Annotated in this window: 5 protein-coding genes; 3 read left to right on the forward strand and 2 right to left on the reverse strand. The window is 41.9% G+C overall.

The window, feature by feature from the left end:
* Nucleotides 1–745: 745 nt before the first annotated feature.
* A complete protein-coding gene (locus tag PX481_RS28760; protein ID WP_288097361.1) occupies nt 746–2,902 on the reverse strand; it encodes a putative PEP-binding protein in 2,157 nt (718 codons plus the stop codon).
* Nucleotides 2,903–3,230: 328 nt separating this feature from the next.
* Here PX481_RS28760 and PX481_RS28765 point away from each other — a divergent pair, with 328 nt between their 5' ends.
* From PX481_RS28765 to PX481_RS28775, 3 genes are all read left to right on the forward strand, one after another.
* Complete coding sequence (locus PX481_RS28765; protein WP_002795661.1) at nt 3,231–3,926, forward strand: response regulator transcription factor; 696 nt, start codon at nt 3,231–3,233, stop codon at nt 3,924–3,926.
* Between the two features lie 176 nt (nt 3,927–4,102).
* Nucleotides 4,103–4,315 carry a hypothetical protein gene (locus tag PX481_RS28770; protein ID WP_193956921.1) on the forward strand — a complete coding sequence of 71 codons (213 nt, stop codon included), beginning with the start codon at nt 4,103–4,105 and terminating at the stop codon, nt 4,313–4,315.
* Nucleotides 4,316–4,335: 20 nt separating this feature from the next.
* Nucleotides 4,336–4,734 (forward strand): helix-turn-helix domain-containing protein, encoded by a 399-nt coding sequence (locus tag PX481_RS28775; RefSeq protein ID WP_002757842.1) that lies wholly within the window; start codon nt 4,336–4,338, stop codon nt 4,732–4,734.
* 175 nt (nt 4,735–4,909) lie between these two features.
* On the opposite strand, the gene PX481_RS28780 is transcribed toward PX481_RS28775, so the two are convergent.
* Nucleotides 4,910–6,883: a serine/threonine-protein kinase gene (locus PX481_RS28780; protein WP_288097364.1), complete on the reverse strand. Its 1,974-nt coding sequence runs from the start codon at nt 6,881–6,883 to the stop codon at nt 4,910–4,912.
* Nucleotides 6,884–7,400: the final 517 nt, after the last annotated feature.

A 7,400-nucleotide genomic window follows, 5' to 3' on the forward strand; every position in this document is an offset into this window, starting at 1 on the left:
AATCCGTCGATGCTATTACTCCCCAATCGCGATCGGCCGGAGGCATCCGGGTACAAAAACTCGATGAGGACGATGCGATCGCTGCGGTAGCCCTAGTTCCCCCTAGTGATGGGTCGGAATCTGAAGATAGTTAGATTTGCTGGGAAGTGGGAAGTGGGAAGTGGGGAGAATAAATAAAAATAATCTCCTGACTCCTGACTCGGAGACTCCTAACCCAATGGTAGATGTTGGATTTTTGCAGAAGTTCTATTTTTCGACAAAGATAAGCAAAAATTATCTATGAACTCCAAAAACTTGAGAATATTTAAATTAACATTTCGCAATATTTACAAATTCTTAAGAATTAATTGAGAAAGATTTTTATTTAACAACGATGTTACAATGGTTACAGCGATTTTACTGAATTTCATAGTGGGGTATTCTATGCTTTTTTGGGCAGCAACGGTTGAAACCCTTGCCACACCTAGAAGGTAATCCTCATTAAGACAGGTAAATCAGTCAATTTCACCCACAACGATGATCTTTTTTTTGTGTAGTTTTATTGCAAAAAAAAAGTTTTTTTGACAAAAAGCACAAAGTATGAATTAGGAAGTGGGGTAGTGGGGTAGTGGGGAAGTGGGTTGATGGGGTAGTGGGGTAGTGAGGTAGTGGGGAAGTTAAGCTAAACGGCTTTTACTTCGGATCACCGATATAGACTCCAAAAGGGTTATAGCTGTTGGATCATGCAGGTTAAGCGCCGTTTAGCTTATCTGCTATTTTCCAATAAAAATCTTCTTTCGGCGCGAACAATTGCCTCTCTAGTGGCTAAAACTGCCTCCCTATCCACCGAAAGAGAAGTCACACCCCAAGCAATCAGATCATCGATAAGTTCAGGATACTGGACGATAGCCATGCCACAAACGGAACAGGGAATCTGTAAAACTTTTGCTTGAGTGATAATTTGTTGTAAAGCTGCCCTGACTGCGGGATGACGGGCATTAAAATATTCTGAGAAATGTTCTCGATCGCTACCTAAAAGTAATTGAGTTAAATCATTAGTACCAATAGCGATTAACTGTACCCCCGCTTGCACATAATCCGCTAATTGAAAGATTACCCCCGGTACTTCCACCATTATCCCCAATTGGAAAGAAGGGACTTGAGTGAGTAAAGCCGATTGTACCCGTTGCCGGCAGAAAATAAATTCCTCAACCCCGCGGACAAAGGGAAGCAGTAAATTAATATTGGTGGCGCTGGTGGTTTGTACCCGTCGTAAAGCTTGCAATTCCAGATCGAATAGAGTCGGATCTAATATATAACCATGGGTTCCCCGACTGTCTTGAGCCGAATGTTGAGCATCAAAAGAACGGTAAAATAAAGGCTTAGGCTGGATACTAAGGGCAAATTGTGCGATTAAATCACTTAATCTCTCGATCAATGCTTCTTGATGCTCTGGTGTTAACCATTCTTCTAGATTACGCTGAGAAAGTAAGTCTAAAATCATCCATTCTGAGCGCAATAAACCGATCCCATCAATAGGCAGTTCTCGGATTCCGGCAATACTTTCAGTTTGACTGAGATTAACCATCAAACGGGTAGCAATTGCCGTCCCGTCGGTTTCTCTGGGGGGTGGTGGGGGCAAGGAAATCTGTTCCTGAGATGCTAGAGAAATAATTCCCCTCGTACCATCTACTAAAATTATCTCGCCTGAGCGGATAATTTCTGTGGCATTTTTCACCCCGACAACGGCAGGAATGGCTAATTCCCGGGCTAAAATGGCTCCATGGCTAGTTAATCCCCCCTGTTCCGTGATCATTGCTCTAATTTGGCGTAAATGGGGCAGTTTTTTCGGAGGTAAATTAGTAGTAACCAGAATGCAATCCTGAAAATTTGCCTCTGGGGAGTCGAAATTGCTGATCACTTTTGCCACTCCCGATGCCAACCCCGGGGATGCCCCTAATCCTCTTAAGGGATAATTGGAGGTAGTGGGGGTGATTTCCTGACTGTGACAGTTGAGAATATAAATTTGACCATCCAGCATCATCAGCCATTCTATGCTGGTTAACGTCGGTTTTTCCGTCAGCAGAAATTGAACCAGTTGACAAAGGCGATCGAGGGCGAAATTATCTAAACAGTAGCTTTCTTGTAAACTGGGTGCTAATAATTGTGGCGCGAGCAGATTACTGTCACTATTGAGATAATAAGCGCGGGATTTATTGCCTAATTGCCGACTGCGTAATTGACCGGAGCGATCGATAATGTAGGTATCCGGTGCCACTTCTCCATTAACTAAACTGTGTCCTAACCCCCAAACTGCCTGAATTTTCCAGTTATCGTCATTAATCAACACATTTCCCGCACAATTGGCCGGTAATAACGGTTGTACCAGTAAAGATAATTGAATGTTTTCTAAACCAATTCCCATTTTTCGCCAATAAAATAGACTTCTGGCGGTGAATAACTCCGCCCAAGCTTGTTTTAGGGCATTTTCTAGATTATCTGCTTTAATTCCACTGATTGGGGCGGAAAATAAACCGAGCGTTCGCCGAGCCAGATTAGCTGGTAGGGAAAAGCGCCATACTAGGCTATCCATGGATAATTGTGCCACGGCCGCCTCTAGTTGTTCTAACCAGAGAGGAGGAATTTGCGCTTGTAAAATGGCCCGCCGACTTTCTTTGGCGACTAATTGCAGAGCTTTTGCGTTATCTACGTCTAAATAGAGGGAAGATTGCGGAAAATCAGTCAGAAACGAGTCAGCATTGTCGATAGTTTCCAAAAATTCCGCAAAAATGCGGTTAAAAATGGCAAATCCCCTGATAATTGGGTATCCTCGCTGGTGTAATTCACTGGCAATAAAAGCTTTTTCCCCCACCAGGGGGCGATCAGAAGCACTAATGCGATCGAGCCAGCAGAGAATGGTCACGGGATTTGTTAAGAATGGTGAAAGGATTGTAAAATCATTGTGTGATTTTTGTAACTTTTTAGTTCTATCTGCTAGTTTAACTCACCGTCACTATCTTGAGGATGATCTGGGAAGTGGGGAAGTGGGGAAGTGGGGTGTAGGGTGTAGGGTGTGGGGTGTAGGGTGTGGGGCGTAGGGTGTGGGAAGAATAAATAAAAATAATCTCCTGTCTCCTGACTCCTATCTCCTGACTCCTATCTCCTGTCTCCTGACTACTGACTCCTGACGACCGGCTCCTGATAGCTGATAAGATAGGATTCGGACAATATTCGATCGCTGCGAGAAATTGATGGACACACCTGCGAAAGTTTTGTTAGTGGATGACGAACCGGGGGTTCGTGAATCTGTGCAAGCATATCTACAGTACGGGGATGACTTCGAGGTAAGAACTGCTAGTAATGCTAACGAAGCCTGGGATTTACTCAATCAAGAAATTCCTGAATTAGTCATCTCCGACATTATGATGCCGCAGGTGGATGGCTATCAGTTTCTGAAGAAATTGCGCGAAGATGCTCGTTTTCAGACAATTCCCGTGGTTTTTCTCACTGCTAGGGGGATGACGAGCGATCGCATTCAGGGTTATAATGCCGGTTGTGATGCTTATTTATCCAAGCCTTTCGATCCCGAAGAATTAGAAGCATTAATCAAGTCTTTAATCGAGCGCCGTCGTCAATCCCTGCAAGCCACCAGCGAAAACGCTAGATTAGAAGAAATTGCCCGAGATATCCGGGAATTAAAACAGCAGGTGGGACAACAGAACACTTTTACTACTACTCCCCCCCCGATTAAAATTGACCTTACCCCCCGGGAACAAAGCGTTTTAGATTTAGTAGCGGAGGGATTGATGAATAAAGAAATTGCCAGTCGTCTAGAAACCAGTGTCAGAAACGTAGAAAAATACGTCAGTCGCTTATTTAGCAAGACTGGTACTAATAGTCGCACGGAATTGGTACGTTTTGCCCTAAAACACGGTTTAACCAGTTAATATAGCAGCTAAGGACAAAGTAGCGGACGGGAGTAGTTTATTAGCTGACGATGACAAGCAACTGAATTACCGATGGAAAACGTTTCATCAGTTCATCGTATGGCTTCTGGCGTTGAAACAAATTTTGTTTTAGAGCTAACCTTCGAGCAAGAGCAGAATGGGAGGATATATCAACCATGTTAAGCACTGATCTAGAGATAAGACTAGCAGCTTTAGAAGCTGAAGTAGCACTGCTTAAGCGTTTGCTACCTACTGTCAGCGAAACTCCCTGGTGGGAAAAAATTGTCGGCACTTTTGCTGATGATCCGGCTTACGAAGAGGCAATGCAGTTTGGTCAAGAGTACCGTCAGTCCCTAAAACCGTTAGCCGAGGAAGCATCCGAATCCTGAAATGTATCTCCTTGACACCGATGACCCTTACTTTTAATCCAGAAAAATACAAAGAATTACTAGCTCGCCATTTACCTAAAGTTATTAAAACAGAGGCAGAAAATGAAAAAGCTTTGGCTATTGTGGAAGAATTAATGCACCGTCAGCAGCGAACTCCCGAAGAAGATGAACTTTATGAGCTTCTAATTTTTTTAATTGGGAATTTTGAAAAAAGCTTTTATCTACAAGAATCAACCACACCTCATTCTATGTTATTGTTTTTGATGGAACAGCAAAGCGTTAATAAGAAAGACATAGCCAGAATCCTTGGCTCTGACAAAATTGCCTCTAGTTTAATTGAAGGAAAAGGGTCAATTACCAAAGAACAGGCGAAATTATTAGGACATTTCTTTAATGTAGATTATAGTTTGTTGATGTAGATGCGATACCCTCTAGCTTGTCGGTTGAGTTGAGCGCTTTAATACTTAGGAGAAAACTGCTCGATTCAATAATTTGAGCCAAAACCCAATATTTTTAAAGACATCGGTGCAGTTTCCCGCAAGTATCGCTCATTTTCGATAGACAAAAGTTATTGCTGTCACCCCCAACACAAGTTTACTGTCCCACTCGCCAAATTTTGATAGTTTTGTCACCACTCCCACTAGCTAAATAGCGGCCATCGGGACTATATACTACTGATTTAACCGAGTGAGAATGACCAGTAAGGGTACGCAATTCTTTTCCCGTTGCTACCTCCCAAATTTTGATAGTTTGGTAACTCCCACTAGCTAAATAGCGGCCATCGGGACTATATACCACTGACCAAACCCAGTCAGAATGACCAGTAAGGGTACGCAATACTTTTCCGGTTGCTACCTGCCAAATTTTGATAGTTTGGCGACTCCCACTAGCTAAATAGCGGCCATCGGGACTATATACCACTGACAAAACCCAGTCAGAATGACCAGTAAGGGTACGCAATACTTTTCCGGTTGCTACCTGCCAAATTTTGATAGTATTGTCACGAAGCCCACCCCCACTAGCTAAATAGCGGCCATCGGGACTATATACCACTGATAAAACTGGACCAGAATGACCGGTAAGGGTACGCAATTCTTTTCCTGTCGCTACCTCCCAAATTTTGATAGTTTTGTCATCACTACGACTAGCTAAATAGCGGCCATCGGGACTATATACTACATCAGCCCCGTAAAGGTAAGAATAAACAGTAAGGGTACGCAATTCTTTTCCGGTTGCTACCTCCCAAATTTTGATAGTTTGGTCAATACTCCCACTAGCTAAATAGCGGCCATCGGGACTATATGCTACTGAAAAAACCTCGTCAGAATGACCAGTGAGGGTTTTATCGGGAAAACTATGTTCTGAAAATTTTTTTTCTTGTGGTGAGTTTATTTCCTGACTTTTAAAATAACCATAAGCTTGCGTTATTCCTACTCCTAATAACAAAACTCCACCAAGAGCTATCATTCTATTTCTCAGCTTATTCTTTTTAATCGGTTGTCCTGGTGTTTTTTGGGGTACAGCTACAGGTGAAACTGGCGGAGAAGAATTAATCTTAGGAATAACTGGCGATTGTTTTTGAGTTACAATAGGAGGCGGATTTGGTGGTGGAGATGGTCTATTAGGAGTTGTAGGAGGTAACTTTAATTGCCTTTCAATCTGATCTAAACGTTGTAAAATAACCCTAGTATTAGCTGGTCTATTCTTTGGCAATCTTCCCATTAACTCGTCAATAAAATCCAACAATAACGGGTGAATATTTTCCGTTTCTTCTCGCCAAGCTAAAACATCATTAACCGCATCATAAATTTCTAAAGGATGTTTTCCAGTTAATAAATGCACAAAAGTTCGTCCTAAAGCATAAAAATCTGATTGAATCACCGCCTGGCTATGTTGTTGTTCATTGGGTGTATATCCGACCGAGGTAATACCTGTCACCTGTTGACCTTTTCCCTTTTGATGATAGGTTTGGGTTTCTTCCCTTGCTGTCCCTGCTGTCCCAAAATCAATTAACACCAACTCGCCACTATTCCGCAACATAATATTAGGGGGTTTAATATCTTGATGAAGCCAGTTTTGTTGATGAATTTTATCGAGAATTAAAGTCATTTCTCTCAGCCATTTTAAGGCTCGTTTTTGACTTAAAATATCATACTGGTTTAGCCACTGTTCTAAATCAATACCCTCCACTTTTTCCATAACTAAACAGTGTAATATTTTCCCTTCTCTCGTGGAATATTGAAAATAGGCATCTGCTCGAGGAACACCAGTGACATTTTGACGACTCAACTCTAATAAAACGTCATATTCCCGTTTAAATAATTCCACTGCTTTCGGTTGATTATTCCATTTTTCTTGTAATACCTTGAGGATTTTGGCTGTAAAACCTTCAAAAGCCTCATAAACAATGCCAAAACCGGTCGTATCACTCAATAACCGACTCACCCTATATTTACCATTTAACAACAATTGAGAGCCGCAACTTTGACAGTAACGAGTATTCGAGTTATTATTACTCGGATGCCCTGGTTGAGAACAATCGGGATTAATGCAGTAACAGGGTTTCATCTCGGCTATCAGTTATTTTATTGGGTGAATAATTGCAAGTTTTCCCTTACCTGTCTTTGAAGGCATTTTATCATAAGTCAGTAGTAGTAGTAGGGTGCGTTACGCTATCGCTAACGCACCAAATTAAATTAATCCTAGGTGTGGTGCGTTACGACGGATTGTTAGATTCAAGTAGTAGTAGTAGTAGGGTGCGTTAGCGATAGCGTAACGCACCAAATTAAATTAATACTAGGTGTGGTGCGTTACGACGGATTGTTAGATTCAAGTTTAAGCAGAGATTGTCGCCGTCTAACGCACCCTACATTTTACTAAACTGGGATGAGTAGTAGGTAGCGTAACGCACCAAATTAAATTAATCCTAGGTGTGGTGCGTTACGACGGATTATTAGATTCAAGTTTAAGCAGAGATTGTCACCGTCTAACGCACCCTACTGGATTGTTTCAGCTAATTTGGTGTATTAGAAAAATGCTATAAATTCTATAATCTAAGACTTTAAGCCGAAATCTATTGCCCTAT

The sequence above is a fragment of the Microcystis sp. M53603_WE2 genome (assembly GCF_030065435.1).

Excerpts from the sequence above, each read along its gene's own strand:
- PX481_RS28775 (WP_002757842.1), top strand. The coding sequence starts at position 4,336 with ATGACCCTTACTTTTAATCCAGAAAAATACAAAGAATTACTAGCTCGC.
- PX481_RS28780 (WP_288097364.1), bottom strand. The coding sequence starts at position 6,883 with ATGAAACCCTGTTACTGCATTAATCCCGATTGTTCTCAACCAGGGCAT.
- PX481_RS28765 (WP_002795661.1), top strand. The coding sequence starts at position 3,231 with ATGGACACACCTGCGAAAGTTTTGTTAGTGGATGACGAACCGGGGGTT.
- PX481_RS28770 (WP_193956921.1), top strand. The coding sequence starts at position 4,103 with ATGTTAAGCACTGATCTAGAGATAAGACTAGCAGCTTTAGAAGCTGAA.